This is a genomic window from Bordetella petrii, assembly GCF_017356245.1.
Taxonomy (GTDB): Bacteria; Pseudomonadota; Gammaproteobacteria; order Burkholderiales; family Burkholderiaceae_B; genus Bordetella_A; species Bordetella_A petrii_D.
Map to the genome: position 1 here is coordinate 555,896 of NZ_JAFMZZ010000004.1, position 21,257 is coordinate 577,152.

Sequence of the window (21,257 nt, forward strand, 5' to 3'; positions counted from 1 at the left end):
GCGTTTCCCGGTCATCGTGATTTCCTGAATCCAACAAGAAGAAGTGGCTGCCACTATAGGCATCCGCACCCAACCCCAAGCTGTCAGGAAAATTACTTTTTTGTAATGTGCGCGGGCCGGGCCAGGGAAAAGCCCACCTCGGTGCCGCTGCCGTCAGACGCGGCAAAGGCGGCGCCGCCGTGCATGCGCGCGATGGCATCGACAATCGCCAGGCCCAGGCCGTGCCCCTCGGTTCTACTGCTGCGCGCGCTGTCGGCCCGGAAAAAACGGTCGAAAATCCGCGGCAATGCCTGCGGTTCGATGGCAGCGCCGGTATTGCGCACCCTGAATTCGCCGCCGCCATTCTGTGCACTGCAATGAATGGCGATGCTCTGGCCGCGCGGGCTGGCCTTGATGGCGTTGCTAAGCAAATTCGACAGCGCGCGGCGCAGCAGCCGCGGATTGGCCAGCACTGTGCCGCCGCCATGAATTTCCACCGACAGCCCAGCCTCGGCCAGGGCGGCGTCGTAGTACTCGGCCACGTGCGCCGCCACGCCGCGCAGCTGGACTTCCTGCAGGTCCTGGGCAAGCTCTCCGCCGTCGGCGCGCGCCAGGAACAGCATGTCGTTGACCAGCGTTTTGAGGCCCTGCAATTCTTCCAGGTTGGATTCGAGCAACTCTTTCAGTTCATCGGCGGAACGCGCCGAAGACAGCGTGACCTCGGTGCCGTTGATCAAGGTGGCCAGCGGCGTGCGCAGCTCATGCGCGACATCCGCGTTGAAGCCCTCCATTTGCTGATACGCGGCCTGCAGGCGGTCGAGCGTGGCATTGAACGTATGCGTGAATTCGCACAGTTCGCGGTCGATGCCGTGTTCGGGCAGCCGCAGCGCCAGGCTGCCCGGCTGGATGCGCGCGGCCTGGCCGGACAGCCGCCGTATCGGCGCCAGAGAGCGCCGGACAGCCCAGGCGGACAGCACCACCGTCGCCCCCACCCACAGCGCGCAAATCAGTATCAATGCGGTGGCGAACGCATACAAGAACTGGATACCCGGCCGGATGTTGACCGCCACGACCAGATCCGCGTCGTTGAAGACCGGGCCGTCTATCGGCAGCCTCAGCCCCCGCATGTCCCAGCCGTCTTGAGTCTTGAGGAATATTTCCTGCCCGCCCGCCGGACGTATCGACCGGGGCGCCGCGCCGCCGTGGAAAACATCGCCGTCACGGCCCAGGATCCACACCCGCAGATTGGTGTGGCCGACCAGAATGTTGTCGAGAGAATCCCGCAGCTGCTTCATTTCGGGCGGGGCATTCAGCATGTCGACCAAGTGGTCGATCAGTTCCAGCTTGCCGGCGACCTCGGCCATCTCTTGCCGCTGCACTTCGCGCTTGAGCGCCCAGAACAGGGTATAGCCGGCCACGCAGGAAACAACCAGGGCAATCGCCCCCAGCAGCAGCGTCAGGCGGATTTCGATCGAGGGGATGCGCCGGCGCTTCACGGCGCTCTGGCCTCGAGCACGTAGCCCATGCCGCGCACGGTGTGCAGCAGTTTTTTGTCGAACGGGTCGTCGATTTTCGCGCGCAGCCGGCGCACGGCCACCTCGATGACATTTGTGTCGCCGTCGAAATTCATGTCCCACACCTGCTCGGCAAGCTGGGTCCTGGACAGCACCTGCCCCTGGCGGCGCAGCATCAGGGCCAGCAGGGTGAATTCTTTCGCGGTCAAATCCAGGCGCGCGCCCGCGCGGTGCGCCTTGCGCCGCGCCAGGTCCAGCTCCAGGTCGTCCAGCCGCAACAGGGTGGATTCCTGCCCCCGGCCCCGCCGCAACAGGGCCTGGATGCGGGCCAGCAGCTCTGAAAATGCAAACGGCTTCACCAGGTAGTCGTCCGCCCCGCCCTCCAGGCCCCGCACGCGGTCTTCCACCTTGTCGCGGGCGGTCAGCATGAGTACCGGCGTGTCCCTGGCCTGGCGCAGGTCGGCCAGCACTCCGAACCCGTCGATGCCGGGCAGCATGACGTCCAGCACGATCAGGTCGTAGCTGCCTTCCAGGGCGGCATGCCTGCCGTCGACGCCGTCCAGGGCCACGTCCACCACATAGTTGTGCTCGGCCAGGCCTTTCTGAAGGTAGTGGGCGAGCTTGCGCTCGTCTTCGATGACCAGGATGCGCATCCTAGAACGCCGCCCGGTAGATCGCCAGGGCGTCGGCCTCGGCGACCGGGCGCGGGTTGTTCACCAGCAGCCGCTGCTGCAGCATGGCGTCGGCCGCCAGCATGGGCAGGTCTTGCTCGGCCACGCCCACCTCGCGCAGGGTGCGCGGTATGCCGGTCTCGCGCACCAGGGATTCCATGCGCGCGATGAAATAATCCGCCGCCTGGCCCGGATCGGCCGGGCAGCCTTCGCCCGGCAGCACGGCCGCCAGCTCCGCGTACAGCGGCAACGCGGCCTGCCGGTTGAAGCGCAGCACATGCACCAGCACCAGCGCATTGGACAACCCGTGCGGCACATGGAAATGGCCGCCCAGCGGGTAGGCCAGCGCATGAACGGCCGCCACCGGCGAATTGGAAAACGCCTGCCCGGCCAGCGTGGCGCCCAGCAGCATCGCCTCGCGCGCGGCGCGGTCGCCGCCGTCGCGGCAGGCGCGCAGCTGGTTGGCCGACAGCAGCGCCAGGGCCTGCCGGGCCAGCATGTCGGAAATCGGGTTCTTCAGGCGCGCCGACGTGTAGGCCTCGATGGCATGCACCATGGCATCGATACCGGTGGCGGCCGTGGCCGCGGGCGGCAGGCCCAGCGTCAGTTCGGCATCCAGGATGGCCAGGTCGGCCATCAGGAACGACGACACCACCCCGCTTTTAGTGGTTTCGCCCGTGGTGACGATGGAAATCGCCGTCACTTCCGAGCCGGTGCCCGCCGTGGTCGGCAGCAGCACCAGCGGCAGCCGGGGGCCCTGCACCTTGCCGATGCCGTACATGTCGGCCAGCGACTGCTCCGAGCCGCACAGCACGGCCAGCAGCTTGGCCACGTCCATCGACGATCCGCCGCCCAGGCCCAGCACCAGTTCGGCGCGGCAATCACGCGCGCGCTGCGCGGCCTTGAGCACCACATGGTCGGGCGGATCGGCCACCACGTCGTCGATGACGGTGACCTGCCAGCCGTGCGCCTGCAGGTCGGCCAGCGCCGGCGCCAGTAGCCCGCTGGCATGCAGGAACGCGTCGGTGACCAGGCACAGCCGGGTGGCCGTGTAGCGCTCGCGCAGCAGGCTGCCCAGCCGGCGCGCGGCGCCGAATTCCATGGCCAGGGTCGGGACCGTGGTGAACTGGAAGCTTGTCATGGTGTCTCCTTGGGGGCGCGCCGGGCGGTGCATGCCGCCCCGCTATTCATTGGCTGGATGTAGCGTACACCAACGGCCGCGCGGCGCCGGCCCGGCCACGGCGCGGCTGCCGCCCGCCCGGGACGGCGGAACGCCGGCGCCGCAATTCGCACCATGAAAGGAACAATCCGTTCCACGCCGGACTGCGTGTTTTGGGTGTTCGCGGCGCAATGCCGCAGTTAGAATGCCTTCGCACCGTCTACCTACTGGTTGGAAGATCACACATGAACAACGCTTTTCTCGATGCGCTGAAGCAGCGCCGCACGCAATATTCGCTGGGCCGCAACCTCTCGGCCTCCAAAGAAGAACTGCTGTCCTTGATCCAGGAAGCCGTCAAGCACAGCCCGTCGTCGTTCAACTCGCAAAGCTCGCGCGCGCTGGTGCTGTTCGGCGCCGAAAGCGAAAAGCTCTGGCGCATTGCCGTGGACGAAGTGCGCAAGGTCGCGCCGCCCGAGAATTTCGCCCAGACCGAAGCCAAGCTGAACAGCTTCGCCGCCGGCGTGGGCACCGTGCTGTTCTTCGAAGACCAGGACGTGGTGCGCAGCCTGCAGGAAAAATTCGCCCTGTACGCGGACAACTTCCCGGTCTGGTCGGAACAGGCCGGCGGCATGGCGCAGATGTCGGTATGGGCCACCCTGGCCAACGCCGGCGTGGGCGCCAGCCTGCAGCACTACAACCCGCTGATCGACGCCGCCGTGGCGCGCGAATGGAATATCCCCGCGTCGTGGAAGCTGCGGGCGCAGATGCCGTTCGGCTCGAACGAAGCCGGCTTCGGCGACAAGCCCTTCATGGACGACGCCGAGCGTTTCCGCGTGGCGGGCTGATCGGCCGGCCAGGCGCACGAAAGGCCCGCAGGCGAATCTGCGGGCCTTTTCTTTTGAGCGAGAGGCCGCCGCTGCCGCCCGCGCCTACAGGTAGTACTCGCGCGCCAGGTGCTCGTAATCGCGCTCGAGCTCGGCCGCCGGCCCCTGCGCCACTACCTGTCCGGCCCGCAGCATATAAAAGCGGTCGACCACCTGGGCCGCCAGCCGCATGTTCTGCTCGACCAGCACCAGCGCCACTTCACCCTCGCGCTTGAGCGCCTGCATCATGGCGCCGATTTCCTGCACGAACAGGGGCGACAGCCCCGCCGAGGGTTCGTCCAGCAGAATGATGCGCGGCTCGGCCATCAACGCCCTGCCGATGGCCAGCATCTGCTGCTCGCCGCCCGACATGGTGGAGGCGCGCTGCGCCATGCGCTCTTGCAGGCGCGGAAAGTAACCGAACACCCGCTCCAGATTGCGTTCGTAGCGGGCCTTGGCGCGCGCCAGACAGCCCAGGCGCAGGTTGTCGCGCACGCTCAGGTCGCCGAACAGGTCGCGGTCTTGCGAGACCTGCAGCAGGCCGGCCCGCGCCACCCGGTGCGGCGCGCCCGCGCGGGCTGGCTTGCCGAACAGGCGCACCGCGCCGGCCTCATGCGGCAGGAAGCCGGATAATGCGTTCAGCAGCGTGGTCTTGCCGGCGCCATTGGCGCCCAGCAGCCCGATCGCTTCGCCCTGGCGCAGCTGCAGGTCGATGCCCGCCAGGGCCGGCACCCGCCCGTGCCGCACCGACAGGCCGGCGACGTCCAGCAACAGTTCATTCGTGGCCAAGATATGCCTCCAGCACCGCCTGGTTGTTGCGCACCGCATCCGGCGCGCCCTCGGCCAGGCATTTTCCGTAGTTCAGCACCAGGATGCGGTCGGACACGGCCATAACCAGGTCCTGCACGTGCTCGACCAGCACGACGGCGATGCCCGAGCGCGCCAGGCCGCGCAGCACGCCGCCCAGGTGATGGCGGTCGCTGGGCGAAAGCCCCACCGCCGGCTCGTCCAGCATGATCAGTTCGGCGCCGGCAACCAGCGCGCGGCTGATTTCCACCAGCCGCTGCTGGCCGAACGACAGATCGCCGGCGGTGCGTTCGGCCAGCTCGGCGATGCCCATGCGCTCGAGCATGGCGCGGGCCGTGCGCACCGCCTCGCGCTCGGCGCGGCGCGCCGACGGCAGCCCCGCCACAGTGCGCCAGAATGCGCGCGGAATGGCCAGCTCCAGCCCGGTCAGCACGTTCTCCAGCACCGTCATCTCGCGCAGGATGCCGTTGTTCTGGAAGCTGCGGCGTATGCCCATGCCGGCGATCTGGTCGGGCGTGCGGCCCAGCAACGAGACGCCGTTGTAGGACACCGCGCCGCTGGCCGGCCGGACGAAGCCGGTAATGGCGTTGAAGGCCGTGGTCTTGCCCGCGCCGTTGGGCCCCATCATGGTGAATATCTCGCCCGGCCGGACCTGGAACGACAGGTCGCTGACCGCGCTCAGGCCGGCGAAGCGCACCGTCATATTCTCGACTTGCAGCATGGCCTACTCCCGGTACAGCCGTTCGCGCATGGCGGGGATGCGGTCGGCCGCCAGCCCGCCCAGGCCGCGCGGCATGAAAAACAGCACCAGCATCAGCAGCAGGCTGAACACGATCTCTTCCAGGCCCGGGAAGTTGCGCAGCAGCTCCGGCGCGCCGGTCAGCAGCACCGCGCCCAGGATGGAACCCGCCATGCTGCCCAGCCCGCCGATCATGACGATGGCGAAATGCATCAGCATCTGCGCCAGTCCGAACGTGTCGGGCGAAATACGGCCGTTGAGCAGCGCGTACAGGCCGCCCGCCAGGCCCGCGATCAGCCCGCTCCAGGCGAAGGCCAGCACCTTGCTGCGCGCCACCGCGATTCCCAGCGAGGCGGCGGCCGGCTCGTTGTTGCGGATGGCGACAAAGGCGCGGCCGATGCGCGACTTCAACAAGTGCAGCGTGGCCGCCATGCCCAGCGCCAGCACCGCCAGGAACACGTAGTACTTGCCGGTTTCGTTCAGCGCCGCGCCGAACAGGCTGGCCGGCGGCACGCTGAAACCGCCCGCGCCGTAGGTCAGGCCGTCGGCGTGCACGTAGAACCAGCGCATCAGCTCGCCGAACGCCAGCGTCACAATGGCCAGGTAATAGCCGCGCACGCGCAGCGCCGGCAGGCCCACCAGCCCGCCGGCCAGGCCGCCGGCGGCGGCGGACAGGACCAGCGCCAGCGGAAAAGGCAGGTCCAGGCGCGCCATGGCCAGGCCCGCGGCATAGGCCCCGATGCCGAAAAACGCCGCGTTGGCGAAAGCCAGCTGGCCCAGGTAGCCGATGACGATGTTGAAGCCCACCGCCGCCAGGCAGTAGACCAGCATGGTGTTGATGACGAACTGTACGTAGTTGTTCACGCCCAGCGGCAAGGCCGCCAGCACGATGAACAGCAGCAGCCACGCCACGCGGCGCGTGCGCTTGCGGGAATCAGCCACGGTCGCGCCTCCATCCAAGCAGGCCCTGCGGACGGATCAGCAGGACCAGGATAATGACCAGGTAAGCGGTAATGTCCACCAGCGCGCTGGACAGATACCCGCCCGCCAGGTTCTCGAACACCCCCAGCACGACGCCGCCCAGCACCGCGCCGGGCAGCGATCCGAAGCCGCCCAGCGTCATGGCGGCAAAGCCGCGCACCAGCATGTGCCCGCCCATGTCGGGGTACACCAGCGTGTTGGGCGCGATCAGAATGCCGGCCAGCGCGCCCATGGCCGCGCCCACGCCCCACATCAGGTTGCGCAGCAGCGGAACGTTGATGCCCGACAGGAAGGCGCCGCGCGGCGCCTGCGAGGCGGCCTCGATCACTTTGCCGGTCTCGGTCTTCTGGAAGAAGACGAAGAAGGCCACCACCACCAGCAGCACCAGGCCCATGATCAGCATGTCCTGCGGCAGCAGCACCACGTCGCCGAAAAACACCGGGTCGCCCGCCATCAGCGGCGGCAGGGCCACCACTTCGCGGCCGTAGAAGAAGCGCGAAATGCCCTTGAACAGGTACGACAGGGCCACGGTCATCATGGCCAGGCTGATGTGCGGCGCGTGCTGCAGCGGCCGCATCAGCCCGCGCTCGACCGCCATGCCCACCACGAACAGCAGGCCCAGCGAAAAGACGATGCACCACCCGTACGACCACCCCAGCGTCTGCAGCGGCACCAGCACGGCGAACGCCCCCAGCATGAAGAACTCGCCGTGGCAGAAGTTCACCACGGTGGTGGAGCGGAACAGAATGGTCATCCCCAGCGCGATAAGGGCATATACGCACCCCACCGCGATGCCGCTGACGATCAATTGAGCAAGCATGACGGTCTGCGCCCCCGCCTGTCAGCCGCCGGCCGGGTAAGCCGACACGATGGTGGGCTTGCCGTCTTTCATGTAGATCATCTTGCCCTGCTTGATGCCGGCATGGTCCTGCGGAGTGAACGTCAGCGGGCCCGACTGGATGCCCGGATCGAAGTCGCGCAGCTGGTTCAGTTCGGCCATGAACTTCTCGCGGGTCAGATCGGGCCCGGCGCGCTTGAGTGCCTCGACGATGGCCAGCGCGCCGGTCATGCCCATGAAGCTCAGGGTCTCGACCGGGTCTTTGGGATGCGCCGCGGCATAGATGTCTTTCCATTGCCGGAAGGCCGGGTCGTCCAGCGTTTTGGACAGCGGGTAGAACACATACAGTTCGCGGGTGGCGGCCGGGTTGCCCACCCGCTTGACCATGTCTTCCAGCGACACGCCCTGCGTGGCGATCACCGGCGCCTTGATGCCGTACTTGTGCGCGTCGCGCAGGTAGACGGTCAGCTCGGGCGGATACAGAATGGCCAGCACCGCGTCGGGCTTGGCCGCGCGCACGCGCAGCAGCTGCGAGGTGGCGTCGGTGCTGCCGCGTTCCAGGTAGGCGGTTTCCACCGGCTCCAGGCCGCGCGCTTTCAGCTCGGCCAGCGCCGGCTCGATGTGCGATTTACCCCATTCGTCCGAATGGCTGATGATGGCGATGCGCTTGGCGCCGGGCTTGCTCAGGGCGAAGTCCACCATCGAACGCGCCACCGTGGCCGTGGTGGCCACCGGATGGAAGATGTTGGGCTGCACCGGGCTGGATATCGCCGTGCTGGCGGCGCCCAGCACCATGAACGGAAACCCGGGATGGCGCGCCAGCTCGGGCTTGATCGCCATGACCGTGCCGCTGCACCAGCCCCCGTGGATCATGAAAACCTGGTCCTGCGACATCAGCTTCTTGGTGGCGGCGATGGTCTTGTTGGGATCGCAGGCGTCGTCCTCGACCAGCACCTGCAGCTTGCGGCCGTTGATGCCGCCCGCTTCGTTGACGTGGCGGTAGATGGCGGTGGCGCCCAACAGCGGCAGCGACCCCACCGCGGTGGGACCCGTCAGCGGGCCGAACATGCCGATGCGGATGGTGTCCGCCGTGACGCCGGTGGTGTCGGCGGCATGCCCCGCCAGCGGCAGGACGGCAATGGCCGCGGCGGCCAGCAGGCTTTGCAGCGTGCGTCGTTTCATGGTTGTCTCCTGGTTCTACTGTGTTGTATGAACCGCCCGGCGGGCGGGCGCGCGGCCCGCCCGCGGGTGCGGGGTCACTGCTGGCGGCGCGCCGCGGCCGCGGCGCCGGCCAGCCGGCCGAACACCGCGCCGCGCAGTACCGAGGTGGCGCCGGTATAGGTGCCGTAGTACAGGCCCACCGTCTCGCCCGCCGCGTACAACCCGGGAATCGGGTCGCCGTCGGTATTGAGCACCTGGCTGCGCGTGTCGACCTTCAGGCCGCCGAAGGTGAAGCAATTGCCGCAAATAATGGGATACGCCAGGAACGGCGCCCGGTCTATGGGCCGCGCCCAGTTCGATTTGCGCGGCGCATAGCCGGCCCGCGTGGCCAGCCCGTCGGTGCGCAGCGCGTCGAAATCGCCCGGCGCGCAGGCCTGGTTGTAGGCGTCCAGCGTGGCCTGCAGCGCCGCCGCGTCCACGCCGATCTTGGCGGCCAGTTCGGCCACGCTGTCGGCGCGCACCGGCGGCTGGTCGGAACGCACGCTACGGCGCCAGTTGGGCACGTCGTCGATGCGCGCGTCGAGCACCGCCCAGGCGATGCCTTCGGGCTGATCGTGGATGACGCGGGTGATGGATTCGTAGGTGGCGTCCACCGTGGCCGGCGCCTCGTCGATAAAGCGCTCGCCGCGCCGGTTGACCAGCACGCCGTAGTTGAACACCAGCACGATGGGTTCGGGCGCGCCCGAGCGCGGATCCAGCGGCTCGGCATGGAACTGGCCGAAGTCTCCCGACGGCGCCGCGCCGGCCGCCAGCGCCATGCGCAGGCCCTCGCCCTTGTTGTAGTAGCCGCCGCGCGCCACCGGCCGCAGGTAGCGGGCGCGCGGCCCCAGGTACTGGGCCAGCATCTCGGGGTTGCCTTCGAAGCCGCCGCAGGCCAGCACCGTGGCCGGCGCCGCCAGGTCGAAGGCGCGGGCATCGGGGCCGGTGGCCCGGATGCCCGCGATGGCGCCGTCGGCCGCGCGCAGGAATTCGCGCGCGGTAGTGCGGTAATAAATGTCGGCGCCGTTCTGCTCGGCCCAGCCGGCCAGCGCCTCGACCAAGGCCAGGCCGCCGCCCACCGGCCCCATGCGGCTGGTGCAGGTGGTAATGAAATACCCGGGCAGAAAATCGAAACGCACGCCGAACGATTTCAGCCAGGCGATTGCGGAGCCGGCATTGTCGGCGAAGGTCGAGATCAACTCCGGGTCGGCAAAGCCCAGCACCTTGACGATGGACGACCAGTTCTCGTAGGCGCCCGAGGCCTCTTTGATCAGTTCCGGGTCCAGGTAGTGGCCGGCGTTCTCGGCGAAATGCTCTTCGAAGTCGTCGGCGACCTCGGATTCGCTTTTCATGCGCAGCATGGCCTCGGTCCAGCGCGTGTTGCCGCCGCGGTCTTCGCGCGCCGCGCGCTCCAGGATGGCGACGCGGGCGCCGGCCTGCAGGGCGGTCACCGCCGCGCTCAGGCCGGCGATGCCGCAGCCCACCACCACCACGTCATAGGTCTTGCGCGCGTCCGGGGATGTTGTCTCGCTCATTGTGGCTCCGCTTCCCGCTTGGTCAGTACTTGCGAATGAAAGGATTCGGCATGTTCAGGTCCGAAGACATCCACACGCTCTTGACTTCCATATATTCCTTCACCGATTCAAAGCCGCCTTCGCGGCCCAGGCCGCTGTCCTTGAATCCGCCAAAGGGCGTCATGTAGCTGGTGGAGCGGTAGTTGTTCACCCACACCGTGCCGGCGCGCAGCTTGTCCGACAGCAGCATGGCGCGGTGCAGGCTCTTGGTCCACACCCCGGCGGCCAGGCCGAAGCGGATATCGTTGCCGATGCGGATGGCGTCTTCCTCGTCCTTGAATTTCAGCACCGCCAGCACCGGCCCGAACACTTCTTCCTGGGCGATGCGCATCTTGTTGGTCACGTCGGCGAAGATGGTGGGCTCGACAAACTGGCCCGCGCCGTATTGCGGCCCCGACAGCGCGCGGCCGCCGGTCACGCAGCGCGCGCCTTCCTGCTTGGCGATGTCGATGTACTGCAGCACCTTTTCGTACTGCGGCCGCGTGGCCACCGGGCCGATCTGGGTATCGGACTGGGTAGGGTCGCCTATCTTGGCCGAGCGCGTGATTTTCTCGATGCGCGCCAGGAACTCGTCGTGGATGGATTCCTGCAGCAGCAGGCGCGAGCCCGCCATGCAGGTCTGCCCGCCGGCCGAGAAAATGCCCGTGATGACGCCATTGGCGGCGCGGTCCAGGTCGGCGTCGTCGAAGACGATGTTGGGCGACTTGCCGCCCAGCTCCAGCGACACCCGCTTCAGGCCCTCGGCCGCGGTCACATACACACGGCGGCCGGCGGCGTCGCCGCCGGTGAAGGCCACGCGCCCCACGTCCGGATGCCGGATCAGCGGCTCGCCCACCTCGGGGCCGAAGCCCGTCAGCACATTGAGCACCCCGGGCGGGAAGCCGGCTTCGCCGGCCAGTTCGGCCAGCACCAGCAGCGACGTGGGCGTGAATTCCGACGGCTTGCAGACGATGGTATTGCCGGCGCACAGCGCCGGCCCCAGCTTCCAGGCCGTGAGCAGCAGCGACGAGTTCCAGGGGGTGATGCTGGCCACCACGCCGATGGGCTCGTAGCGCACCGTGTTGAACACCCCCGGCTTGTCCATGGGCACGACGTGCCCCTGGATCTTGTCGGCCAGGCCGCCGTAGTAATAGAAATACTTGGCGCAGTATTTCACTTGCCCCAGCACTTCGCTCATCAACTTGCCGTTGTCGCGGCTTTCCACTTCGGCCAGGCGCTGCGCATTGCGCTCGACCAGTTCGCCCAGCTTGTACAGCAGCCGCCCGCGGTCGCTGGCCGACAACCGGGACCATTCGCCCTCGAACGCCTGTTTGGCGGCGGCCACCGCACGGTCCACGTCGGCGGCGCGCGCCCGGGGCACCTGGGCCCAGGCCTTGCCGGAAAACGGATCTTCGGTGTCGAACCACTCGCCCGCCGCGGCGTCCACCCATTGGTTGTTAATGAAGAGTTGGTAACGTTCCATTGCCTCGACCTTGTCTGATGTGCCTGCCTGAATGCGATGCGCCATTATGGGCAGCACCCTGCCGGGGCCGGAACTGATTAATAATCAGGAGTTGATGCGGTTTTGTCATCAAATCAACCTGTCCGGGGGGCACGCATGAAGCGGAAAATACCCAGCACGGTCGCGCTGGCGGTCTTCGAAGCGGCCGCGCGCCACGAGAACTTCGCCCGGGCGGCCGAAGAGCTCTGCCTGTCCGAAAGCGCGGTCAGCCGCCAGATCGCCGCCCTGGAAAACTACCTGGATGCGCGCCTGTTCACGCGCGTGAAGAAGCAGGTGGTGCTCAATGACGCGGGCCGCTACTATGCCGACCGCATCGCGCCGCACCTGGAAGAAATCGAGCTGCACACCCAGGAACTGATGGCGCACCGCGGCGCCGGCGGCATACTCGAACTGGCGGTCATTCCCACGTTCTCGAACCGCTGGCTGCTGCCGCGCCTGTATGAATTCCAGGCGCTGCACCCGTACATCACCATGAATTTCAGCGAGCGGCCCGAGCCCTTCCTGTTTCGCGGCACCAACTTCGACGCGGCCCTGCATTTCGACCATCCGGCCTGGACCGGCGTGGTGAAAATCGAATTGTTCGACGAAGAAGTCGTGCCGGTGATCAGCCCGCGCCACCACGACCTGGCCGCGCTGCGCGAGCCCGCCGACCTGACCCGCGTGCCCCTGCTGCACAAGGCCACGCGCACCGATGTCTGGCGCCGCTGGTTCGACATGGTGGACGCGCCCAACGACCGCCCGCTGCCCGGCATGCGGTTCGAGCTGTATTCCATGGTGATCGAGGCGGCCCGCGCCGGCCTGGGCGTGGCGCTGGTGCCGCGCTTCTACGTCGAGCAGGAACTCATGCGCGGCGACCTGGTCATTCCGTTCGATATCGCGCTGAAGCATGCCAAGCGCTATTGCCTGGTGTACCCGGAATACAAGCGCGACTCGCCGGCGGTGCAGGCGTTCAGGGCCTGGGTGGAAGACTCGGCGCGGCGCTTCAAGTCCGGCGCCACCGTCGACGCCGTGCTGGCGGCCAGCACGGCGCGGCAGGCCTTGCAGGCCTAGGATTCACACAGCGGCGCGGCGCCTCAGGCGCGCCGCCCCACCTGCCCCGGCGGCATGCCGTACTGCTGGCGGAATGCCGTGGCGAAATTGGCGGGGCTGGAATAACCGGCGATCCAGGCCGCCTGGGCCACGCTGACGGCATCGCGTTCCAGCGCCAGCCTGGCCCGCGCCAGGCGCGCATCGCGCAGATAGGCGAATACGGTCTTGCCCCACGCCGCGCGGAAGTGGCGCTGCAGGGTATTGGCGCTGACGCAGGCATGGCGCGCGATCTGTTCCAGAGTCAGGGTATCGGCCTGCCCGCTGTCGAGCAGGTCGCGCACCTGCTCCATGCGGGCGCGCTCGCGCTGGCGCATCGACGCCGCGGGCCGGGCCGGCGCCCCGCCGCGCAGGCAGGCAAAGGCCTCTACCGCCAGGTCCAGCGAACGCGATTCCTGGTACATGCGCCATAGCGCGCTGTCCAGCTCGGGCGGCGCCAGCATCTGCTCGGCCAGCGCCACGGCCTGCGCCGAGGCATTCCATTCATATATCGACAAATGCCGGCGCGAGAAAGCCAGGCAGGCCTGCAGTTCGCCGCCGAAGCGGCGCTGCAGCCATTCATCGCCGAACGTCAGGCTGACTGTGCGTTCCAGGTCGCCGCGCCGCGACTGGCGCACGAAGTCGGTGGGCCGGGCCACGGCCACCACGGCGCCGCGCGCGCCGCCGTCGGCGCGCGGCCCCAGCAGGATGCGCCGCCCGCCGAAGTTCACGTCCGCCTTGCCGCCCACCGTCAGGGCAATGCGCAGCCCCGGGCGCAGGGTGGCGTGCACGGCCACGCCCTGCAGGTCGCGCGCATCGACGCGATGCAGGATCAGGCCATCGGCCAGCGCCACGGTATCGACCAGGCCTTCGAACATCGGCTGGCTGGCGCCGGGCGCCGCCACCGCATATTGCGCCGTACCATGGCGCGCCTGGCGGCGCAGCGCCGGCTCGTCCACCAAGCCGGGATCACGGCGGAACGGCGCGCCGGTATTGAGCGATGCGGAACTCATGGGGAAATGAGGATCAGGCAAAGCTTTCTGGTGGGTGGGCAAAGCCCGGGCGGAAACATGGCTGACATAATGTTGAAGCGTGAATGATATTGGAAATCATTCCCAATTAAACCATAACAGGCGCGTCACCGGGCAACCGGGACGCGCCGCTTATTGCGCACCCGGAGAACACCGCATGTACACGCCCCCTTCCCCGCGACCGTATGTCGGCGCCGTTGTCGGTTTTGCATTGTCGGGCGCGGCCCTGGCCCAGAACGCGCCCCTGCCCCGCGATGCGGATGTGGTGCAGGAAATGGCCACCGTGCAGGTGCTGGGCACGGCCGAAGAGGAAATCAAGGAATCGCTGGGAGTTTCGGTGATCACCGCCGAGGAAATCCAGCGCCGTCCGCCCACCAACGACCTGTCGGACATCATCCGCCGCGAGCCCGGCGTGAACCTGACCGGCAACAGCGCCAGCGGCGCGCGCGGCAACAGCCGCCAGATCGACATCCGCGGCATGGGCCCCGAGAACACGCTGATCCTGATCGACGGCAAGCCGGTCGATTCCCGCAACGCCGTGCGCTACGGCTGGAACGGCGACCGCGACACGCGCGGCGACAGCAACTGGGTGCCGGCCGAAGAAGTGGAACGCATCGAAGTGATCCGCGGCCCCGCCGCGGCCCGCTATGGGTCGGGCGCCATGGGCGGCGTGGTGAACATCATTACCAAGCAACCCGCCGACAAGCCCAGCGCATCGGCCACGTACTACCTGAACCAGCCGGAAGACAGCAAGGAAGGCAATACCAACCGCGTCAACGTGCGCCTGTCCACGCCCATTACCGACACCCTCAGCATGCGGGTTTACGGCAACTACAACAAGACCAACCCCGACGCGCGCGACATCAACGCCGGCCACGCCGAGACCTCGGACAACGGCAACCCGGATACCGCGGGCCGCGAAGGGGTGATCAACCAGGACCTGAACGCGCTGTTCGCCTGGCGTCCCGACACCCGCAACACGGTGGAACTGGAAATGGGCTACAGCCGCCAGGGCAACCTGTTTGCCGGCGACACCATGAACAACAACAACAGCGACTTCTCGGACAGCCTGTACGGCAAGGAAACCAACGCGATGTACCGCCAGAACGTGGGCCTGACGCACCGCGGCAACTATGCCTGGGGCACGTCGCGCGCCACGCTGTCGTACGACTACACCCGCAACTCGCGCCAGCAGGAAGGCCTGGCGGGCGGCCCCGAAGGCGCGCCGCAGGACATCGGCCGCGACACCGCGCGCCTGCGCAACCTGCGCGCGGCCGGCGAGGTCAACGTGCCGTTCAAACTGGGCTGGCAGCAGGTGGCCACCGTGGGCGTGGAAGCCCTGCACGAGTCGCTGGACGACCCGTCGGCCATGCGCCAGGAACACTCGGGCACCGGCGGCGGCATCGGCGGCACGGCGGGCAGCGAACGCCCCACCAAGACCAGCCAGGACAGCTATGCGCTGTTCGTCGAAGACAACATCGAGGCCGGCCTGCGCACGACGTTGACGCCGGGCTTGCGCTTTGACCACAACAGCGAATTCGGCAATAACTGGAGCCCCAGCCTGAACGCCTCGTACGCGGCCACCGACAGCCTGCGCCTGAAGGGCGGCATCGCGCGCGCCTACAAGGCGCCCAACCTGTACCAGTCGAACCCCAACTACCTGCTGTACAGCCGCGGCAATGGCTGCCTGCAATCGCAGACCAACTCGGGCGGCTGCTACCTGGTGGGCAACCAGGACCTGTCGCCCGAGACCAGCGTGAACAAGGAAATCGGCTTCGAGTACGACCCGGGCACGTGGCGCACCAGCGCGGCGTACTTCCGCAACGACTACAAGAACAAGATCGTGGCCAGCAATGACTACGCCTACCGCCTGCCCAACGGCGCGCGCGTGCTGCAATGGACCAACAGCGGCAAGGCGGTGGTCGAGGGCCTGGAAGGCAACTTGTTCATTCCGCTGACCCCGGCGCTGGACTGGAACACCAACTTCACCTACATGATCCAGTCCAAGGACAAGAGCACCGGCGAACCGCTGAGCGTGATTCCCGAATACACCATCAACAGCACGCTGGACTGGTTCTACACGCCGCAGTGGTCGTTCCAGGCCAATGTCACGTACTACGGCAAGCAGAAAGGCCCGTCGACCAACCCGCGCACCGGCGAAGACCTGCAGGACGAAGGCCTGCAGACGCTCAGCCCCTATGCGCTGGTGGGCCTGAGCGTGGGCTACGAGCCCAGCAGGCGGCTGCGTTTCCGCGTCGGCGTCAGCAACCTGTTCGACAAGCAGCTGTACCGCGAAGGCAATTCCAGCGCCGCCGGCGCCGCGACCTACAACGAGCCGGGGCGCGCCTACTACGCCACCATGACGGTGACGTACTGATGGCGCGCCTGAGCCTGCCCGCGCTGGCGGCGCTGTGCGGCGCCCTGCTGGCCGCCGCGCCGAACGCCCATGGACAGCCGGTGCTGGACGACGGGATGACGCCGGCCCAGGCGCGCGCCCGGCTCGGCCTGCTGGGCCTGGCCCGGCAGGCGGTGCTGCCGCGCGGCGACGGCCTGCGCGATGTGCGCGTGGATGTGATCGTGCCGGCCGGGCCGGCCCCTGCCCGCGGGTGGCCGGTGCTGTACCTGCTGGACGGCAACGCCACCCTGCAGGCCCTGGCCGATGCCGGCAGGCCTGCCGCGGCGGTGCTGGTGGGCATCGGCTACGACATCGATGCCCGCCTGGATGTGGACGCGCGCGCCTGGGACTACACGCCGCGGCCGCCCCACGCCGGCCGTTCAGGCGGGGCGGACCCGCGCCAGTCCGGCCGCCGCAATGGCGGCGCCGATGCCTGGCTGGATCTGATCGAGCAGCGCGTCAAGCCGCTGGTGCGCGCGGCCGCGCCCATCGACGCGGCGAGCCAGACGCTGTACGGGCACTCCTACGGCGGCCTGTTCGTGCTGCACGCCCTGCGCGTCCGCCCCCAGGCGTTCCAGCGCTACGTGGCGGCCAGCCCGTCGCTGTGGTGGCGCGCGCCCTACATGGCCGAACGCCTGCGTACGCTGGACACGGCCGCCTGCTGCGCGGCGGCGCCGCGGCAGCTGTACCTGTGGGTGGGAGAAGCGGAACGGTCGCGCCGGGAACGCGACAGGCCGGGGCCCGCGGCTTCCAGCGCTGGCGCCGGCGCGCGGGCACTGGCGGCCGAACTGGGCGGCAAAGAAGGGCTGGCGGTGCACTACCGCAGCTTTCCGGGCCTGGGGCATGGCGCGATGCTGCCGGTGTCGGCGCGCGAAGCGGCGCGCATCTCCGCCCTGCCCTGATGCAGGCGCGGCATGGCAGTGTCTGGCGGGCTGACAGGTGTCTGGCTCCGCAGGCGCCAGACACCGAAGCGGGCGGAGACTGTCTCGGCTATACGGTGTCAGGCACCCTTCGGGAGCCTGACACCTGCCGATCCGGCCGGATCAGCCGAAGCGGCCGGTGATGTAGTCTTCGGTTTCTTTGCGGGCCGGCTTGACGAAGATCTGGTCGGTTTCGCCGAATTCCATCAGTTCGCCCAGGTACATGTAGGCGGTGTAGTCGGAGCAGCGCGCCGCCTGCTGCATGTTGTGCGTCACGATGACCACGGTGTAGTCGTTCTTCAGTTCGGCGATCAGCTCTTCGATCTTGGCGGTGGAAATCGGGTCGAGCGCCGAGCAAGGTTCGTCCAGCAGCAGCACTTCGGGCTTGATGGCCACTCCGCGCGCAATGCACAGGCGCTGCTGCTGCCCGCCCGACAGGCTGTTGCCGCTTTGATGCAGCTTGTCTTTCACTTCGCCCCACAGCGCGGCCTTGGACAGCGCCCATTCCACGCGCTCGTCCATTTCGCCCTTGGACAGGCGCTCGAACAGGCGCACGCCGAACGCGATGTTGTCGTAGATGCTCATGGGAAACGGCGTGGGCTTCTGAAACACCATGCCGATCTTGGCGCGGATCAGCGAAATATCGGTCTTGGAGGTCAGCAGGTTTTCGCCGTCGAGCATGATTTCGCCCTCGGCGCGCTGGCCCGGGTACAGCTCGAACATGCGGTTGAAGGTGCGCAGCAGCGTGGATTTTCCGCAGCCCGACGGGCCGATGAACGCGGTGACCTTGTTTTCGCGGATCGACATGTTCACGTTGCGGATGGCATGGAACTTGCCGTAGTAGAAGTTCAGGTCCTTAACTTCGATCTTGGCTTTGGCGGCGGGGGCGGCGGTAGCAGCGGTGTTTTCCATTTATCTTCCCGAGGCCGGCGCGCGCGGGCGCCGGCGTGCAATCACGATTTGCGGAACAGGTTGCGGGCCAGGATGTTGATGCCCAGCACCAGCAGGGTGATCAGGGTGGCGCCGGCCCAGGCCAGGTTGTTCCAGTCCTGGAACGGACTGGCCGCGTATTGGTAGATGACCACCGGCAGGTTGGCCATGGGCTGGTTCATGTTCATCGACATGAACTGGTTCGACAGCGCCGTGAACAGCAGCGGCGCGGTTTCGCCCGAGATGCGGGCGATGGCCAGCAGGATGCCGGTGATGATGCCGGACTTGGCGGCGCGATAGCACACCAGGGTGATCATGCGCCACTTGGGGCAGCCCAGCGCGGCGGTGGCTTCGCGCAGGCTGTTGGGCACCAGCAGCAGCATGTTGTCGGTGGTGCGCACCACCACCGGGATCACCAGGATGGCCAGCGCCAGCGAACCGGCCCAGCCCGAATAGTGCCCCACCTGGGCCACGTACACGGCATAGATGAACAGGCCGATGATGATCGACGGAGCCGACAGCAGCACGTCGTTCAGGAAGCGCGTGGCCGGAGCCAGCCAGCCGCGCTGGCCGTATTCGGCCAGGTAGGTGCCGGCCAGGATGCCCACCGGCGTGCCCACCAGGGTGCCCACGCCGGCCATCAGCAGGCTGCCGGTGATGGCGTTGATCAGCCCGCCCTGCTGGCCCGGCGGCGGCGTGATTTCGGTAAACAGCGTCAGCGACAGCGCCGGCGCGCCCTTGAACACCAGCGTCAGAATGATCCAGAACAGCCAGAACAGCCCGAACATCAGGGTTGCCAGCGAAATCGTCAGCATCACCTTGTTGACCAGGTGGCGCCGGCGATAGATGCCGTTCTTCATGTTGAGTACGGATTCAGCCATGTGTTTTTCCCGGTGCTCGCTCAGGTTTTCTTGCCTTCGGCCGCCGACAGGCGCAGCAGCAGCACCTTCGAGCATGCCAGCACCACCGTGGTGATCAGGAACAGGATCAGGCCCAGTTCGAGCAGCGCGGACTTCTGCATGCCGCCCGCTTCGTTGAATTCGTTGGCCAGCGCGGAAGCAATGGAGTTGCCCGGCGAGAACAGCGAATCGGGCCAGCGGAAGGCGTTGCCGATGACGAAGGTGACCGCCATGGTCTCGCCCAGGGCGCGGCCCAGGCCCAGCATGATGCCGCCGATGACGCCCGACTTGGTGAAAGGCAGCACCACGCGCCACATGACTTCCCAGGTCGTGCTGCCCAGCCCGTACGCCGATTCTTTCAGCATGGGCGGAACCAGTTCGAAGACGTCGCGCATGACGGCGGCGATGAACGGGATGATCATGATGGACAGGATCAGGCCCGCCGTGAAGATGCCGATGCCGAAGGGCGGGCCGGCGAAAATGCCGCCGATCAGCGGCAGGCTGCCCAGCGTGGCGATCAGCCCGGGCTGCACGTATTCCTGGAAGATCGGCACGAACACGAACAGGCCCCACATGCCGTAGATGATGGACGGGATGGCGGCCAGCATTTCAACGGCGGTGCCCAGCGGGCGGCGCAGCCAGGCGGGCGACAGTTCGGTCAGGAAGATGGCGATGCCGAACGACACCGGCACGGCGATGATCAGCGCGATGGCCGAGGTGAGCAGCGTGCCCACGATGGGCACCACGGCGCCGAAGTGCTGCTTGACCGGATCCCAGTCGTTGGTCCAGAGAAACGACAGGCCGTATTCCGCCAGGGTTTCGCGGCTGCCGTAGATCAGCGACGCCATGATGGCCGCCAGCAGGATGAACACCAGGAAGGCGAACAGCCGGGTCAGGTTCTTGAACAGCGCATCCATTAGCGCGTTTTTGCTTTGCTTCATAGGCGAGGGCGTGCCGGTGGTGACGGAATCCGTCTCGCGGGACGGTAGCAACACCGTATTATCCATTACCGCGCTCATGGATGGGCTTTCCTTGGAGGACGCTTCGGAACAGGCGCGCCGGGCGGCGCGACCTGGCACACGGGCCCGCAGGCCCGTGCGCCATGAACTGCAGACTGCGTTTACTTCCAGACCGGCTTGCCGTCGGCGCTCTTGATTTCGCCCCAGGCGGCGCGGATTTCAGCCGTGACCGAATCGGGCAGCGGCACGTAGTCCAGCGCTTCGGCCGACTTGTTGCCATTTTTGAAGGCCCAGTCGAAGAATTCCAGCACGGCGCGGCCTTGCTCGGGCTTGTCCTGCACCTTGTGCACCAGGATGAAGGTGGCGGCGGTGACGGGCCACGATTCGGCGCCCGGCTCGTTGGTCAGCACCACGCCCATGCCGGGCGCGCTCTTCCAGTCGGCGTTGGCGGCTGCGGCGGCGAAGGCCGACTGCTCGGGCTGCACGAACTTGCCATCCTTGTTCTGCAGCTGGGTCCAGGCCAGCTTGTTCTGCTTGGCGTAGGCGTATTCGACGTAGCCGATCGAGTTCTTCAGCTGGCCGACGTAGGCGGCGACGCCTTCGTTACCCTTGCCGCCCTGGCCGGTGGGCCACTTCACGGCTTTGCCTTCGCCCACTTTTTCTTTCCATTCGGGCGAGACTTTCGACAGGTAGTTGGTCCAGCCGAAGGTCGTGCCCGAACCGTCGGAACGGTGCACCACGATGATGTCGGCCGCGGGCAGCTTGGCGTCGGGGTTCAGCGCCTTGATGGCGGCGTCGTCCCACTTCTTGACCTTGCCCAGGAAGATGTCGGCCAGCACGGGGCCCGACAGCTTCAGCTGGCCCGGCTTGATGCCTTCGATGTTGACCACCGGCACGGTGCCGCCGATCACGGCCGGAAACTGCAGCAGGCCGTTCTTTTCCAGGTCGGCAGCCTTGAGGGGGTCGTCCGAGGCGCCGAAATCGACCGTCTTGGCCTTGATCTGCTGCTGGCCGCCGCCCGAGCCGATCGACTGGTAGTTCACGGCGTTGTTAGTGGCGGCCTTGTAGTCGGAAGCCCACTTGGCGTAGACGGGGTACGGGAATGAAGCGCCGGCGCCGGTGATATTGGCGGCCTGCACGGCGAAGGCAGCGCCGCTCAGGGCGACGCCGATGGTAATTTGCTTGAAGACACGGTTGAACATTCGGGTTCCTTCTGTGCTCGTTGAGGAAGT

The 21,257-nt window shown here is 67.3% G+C and carries 19 protein-coding genes; 4 read left to right on the forward strand and 15 right to left on the reverse strand.

The genetic code is table 11. The features are described from left to right. Nucleotides 1-92: 92 nt before the first annotated feature. From J2P76_RS20780 to J2P76_RS20790, 3 genes are read right to left on the reverse strand one after another with little or no spacing between them, the layout of a single operon-like run. Nucleotides 93-1,475 (reverse strand): heavy metal sensor histidine kinase, encoded by a 1,383-nt coding sequence (locus J2P76_RS20780; protein ID WP_207409738.1) that lies wholly within the window; start codon nt 1,473-1,475, stop codon nt 93-95. Then, nucleotides 1,472-2,146: a heavy metal response regulator transcription factor gene (locus J2P76_RS20785; protein ID WP_207409739.1), complete on the reverse strand. Its 675-nt coding sequence runs from the start codon at nt 2,144-2,146 to the stop codon at nt 1,472-1,474. Before J2P76_RS20785 ends, J2P76_RS20780 begins: the two co-directional genes overlap by 4 nt. Before the next feature lies 1 nt (nt 2,147). Continuing rightward, nucleotides 2,148-3,305, reverse strand: a complete 1,158-nt coding sequence (locus J2P76_RS20790) for an iron-containing alcohol dehydrogenase (RefSeq protein ID WP_207409740.1) — start codon at nt 3,303-3,305, stop codon at nt 2,148-2,150. 263 nt (nt 3,306-3,568) lie between these two features. Here J2P76_RS20790 and J2P76_RS20795 point away from each other — a divergent pair, with 263 nt between their 5' ends. Then, nucleotides 3,569-4,168 (forward strand): nitroreductase family protein, encoded by a 600-nt coding sequence (locus J2P76_RS20795; protein ID WP_207409741.1) that lies wholly within the window; start codon nt 3,569-3,571, stop codon nt 4,166-4,168. Nucleotides 4,169-4,252: 84 nt separating this feature from the next. Here J2P76_RS20795 and J2P76_RS20800 read toward each other — a convergent pair whose 3' ends face one another. From J2P76_RS20800 to J2P76_RS20830, 7 genes are all read right to left on the reverse strand, one after another. Further along, the gene (locus J2P76_RS20800; protein ID WP_242697632.1) at nt 4,253-4,975 is read right to left on the reverse strand and encodes an ABC transporter ATP-binding protein; all 723 of its coding nucleotides are present in this window, start codon (nt 4,973-4,975) and stop codon (nt 4,253-4,255) included. Then, nucleotides 4,962-5,714, reverse strand: a complete 753-nt coding sequence (locus tag J2P76_RS20805) for an ABC transporter ATP-binding protein (RefSeq protein ID WP_207409743.1) — start codon at nt 5,712-5,714, stop codon at nt 4,962-4,964. The genes J2P76_RS20800 and J2P76_RS20805 overlap by 14 nt, the downstream gene beginning before the upstream one ends. Nucleotides 5,715-5,717: 3 nt before the next feature. Beyond that, nucleotides 5,718-6,674, reverse strand: coding sequence for an ABC transporter permease subunit (locus tag J2P76_RS20810; RefSeq protein ID WP_207409744.1), 957 nt, complete (start codon nt 6,672-6,674; stop codon nt 5,718-5,720). Then, nucleotides 6,667-7,533, reverse strand: coding sequence for a branched-chain amino acid ABC transporter permease (locus J2P76_RS20815; protein WP_207409745.1), 867 nt, complete (start codon nt 7,531-7,533; stop codon nt 6,667-6,669). The genes J2P76_RS20810 and J2P76_RS20815 overlap by 8 nt, the downstream gene beginning before the upstream one ends. Before the next feature lie 21 nt (nt 7,534-7,554). Then, nucleotides 7,555-8,733 (reverse strand): ABC transporter substrate-binding protein, encoded by a 1,179-nt coding sequence (locus tag J2P76_RS20820; protein ID WP_207409746.1) that lies wholly within the window; start codon nt 8,731-8,733, stop codon nt 7,555-7,557. Nucleotides 8,734-8,807: 74 nt separating this feature from the next. Then, nucleotides 8,808-10,286 carry an FAD-dependent tricarballylate dehydrogenase TcuA gene (gene tcuA, locus J2P76_RS20825; protein ID WP_207409747.1) on the reverse strand — a complete coding sequence of 493 codons (1,479 nt, stop codon included), beginning with the start codon at nt 10,284-10,286 and terminating at the stop codon, nt 8,808-8,810. A 22-nt stretch (nt 10,287-10,308) separates the two neighbouring features. Further along, nucleotides 10,309-11,787 carry an aldehyde dehydrogenase gene (locus J2P76_RS20830; protein WP_207409748.1) on the reverse strand — a complete coding sequence of 493 codons (1,479 nt, stop codon included), beginning with the start codon at nt 11,785-11,787 and terminating at the stop codon, nt 10,309-10,311. A 135-nt stretch (nt 11,788-11,922) separates the two neighbouring features. Between J2P76_RS20830 and J2P76_RS20835 the strand changes: the two genes are divergently transcribed. After that, nucleotides 11,923-12,876, forward strand: coding sequence for a LysR family transcriptional regulator (locus tag J2P76_RS20835; protein WP_207409749.1), 954 nt, complete (start codon nt 11,923-11,925; stop codon nt 12,874-12,876). A gap of 23 nt (nt 12,877-12,899) precedes the next feature. Here J2P76_RS20835 and J2P76_RS20840 read toward each other — a convergent pair whose 3' ends face one another. After that, a complete protein-coding gene (locus tag J2P76_RS20840; RefSeq protein WP_207409750.1) occupies nt 12,900-13,904 on the reverse strand; it encodes a helix-turn-helix transcriptional regulator in 1,005 nt (334 codons plus the stop codon). A gap of 175 nt (nt 13,905-14,079) precedes the next feature. On the opposite strand from J2P76_RS20840, the gene J2P76_RS20845 reads away from it, so the two are divergent. Further along, nucleotides 14,080-16,299 (forward strand): TonB-dependent siderophore receptor, encoded by a 2,220-nt coding sequence (locus J2P76_RS20845; RefSeq protein ID WP_207409751.1) that lies wholly within the window; start codon nt 14,080-14,082, stop codon nt 16,297-16,299. Further along, nucleotides 16,299-17,219 (forward strand): alpha/beta hydrolase, encoded by a 921-nt coding sequence (locus tag J2P76_RS20850; RefSeq protein WP_207409752.1) that lies wholly within the window; start codon nt 16,299-16,301, stop codon nt 17,217-17,219. The genes J2P76_RS20845 and J2P76_RS20850 overlap by 1 nt, the downstream gene beginning before the upstream one ends. Nucleotides 17,220-17,360: 141 nt before the next feature. Here the strand turns inward: J2P76_RS20850 and pstB are convergent, their stop codons facing one another. The 4 genes from pstB to pstS all read right to left on the reverse strand — a co-directional run bounded on the left by pstB (nt 17,361) and on the right by pstS (nt 21,227). After that, nucleotides 17,361-18,149, reverse strand: a complete 789-nt coding sequence (pstB, locus tag J2P76_RS20855) for a phosphate ABC transporter ATP-binding protein PstB (RefSeq protein ID WP_207409753.1) — start codon at nt 18,147-18,149, stop codon at nt 17,361-17,363. 41 nt (nt 18,150-18,190) lie between these two features. Then, complete coding sequence (gene pstA / locus J2P76_RS20860) at nt 18,191-19,048, reverse strand: phosphate ABC transporter permease PstA (protein ID WP_207409754.1); 858 nt, start codon at nt 19,046-19,048, stop codon at nt 18,191-18,193. Nucleotides 19,049-19,068: 20 nt separating this feature from the next. Beyond that, on the reverse strand, nt 19,069-20,085 hold the full coding sequence (gene pstC, locus J2P76_RS20865; protein ID WP_207409755.1) for a phosphate ABC transporter permease subunit PstC: 1,017 nt from the start codon (nt 20,083-20,085) through the stop codon (nt 19,069-19,071). A 101-nt stretch (nt 20,086-20,186) separates the two neighbouring features. Further along, nucleotides 20,187-21,227 carry a phosphate ABC transporter substrate-binding protein PstS gene (pstS, locus tag J2P76_RS20870; RefSeq protein WP_207409756.1) on the reverse strand — a complete coding sequence of 347 codons (1,041 nt, stop codon included), beginning with the start codon at nt 21,225-21,227 and terminating at the stop codon, nt 20,187-20,189. Nucleotides 21,228-21,257 lie beyond the last annotated feature (30 nt).